The following is a 448-nucleotide window of genomic DNA, read 5'->3' as shown; positions in this document are numbered from 1 at the left end:
AGCCTTGCCACTGTGGACTTGCCACACCCCGGAGGCCCAACCAGAAGCACCGGACGCATGGGAACAACCTTTCCCCATTCAGACCATTCCTCATCACAGCAAGCCAGCACCTCAACAGCCTGTGGAGCATGAGGACACGCTTCCAGAACTCTGGCCTTCAGGGTCGCAAAGTTGCGGGGGGTATGGAGTTTGACAGGGTTTTCCAGCCTTCTGACACTGGCAAAACGGTCCATGCGTCTTGATGGGGAATTTTCAGGAAAGCTGTGGTCTTCGGGAAGAACCTTCAGGCAGGTAAAGCCTGACCTTTGTTCACCAACAGGGGTCTCCTTATCCGGGACAATGCCCAGAAGCTCTTCAAGGAATGCTTCGGAAGAAAGAGAGTCTGTCTGTGTATCGGGAGTATTGTTTTCGGTCATCTGCCTGTTCCTGTTGTGTGAGAAGGGAAGAA

Annotated in this window: 1 pseudogene; it reads right to left on the bottom strand. The window is 53.3% G+C overall.

The features are described from left to right. Positions 1–416 (bottom strand): annotated as a pseudogene (locus HK26_RS12790) (hypothetical protein); the annotation flags it as partial. Between the last annotated feature and the right edge of the window lie 32 nt (positions 417–448).

The sequence above is a fragment of the Acetobacter okinawensis genome, assembly GCF_002153655.1.
GTDB classification, from domain to species: Bacteria; Pseudomonadota; Alphaproteobacteria; order Acetobacterales; family Acetobacteraceae; genus Acetobacter; species Acetobacter okinawensis_A.
The sequence above is the reverse complement of the archived record's forward strand: the minus strand, read 5'-3'. Positions and strand labels throughout refer to the sequence as shown.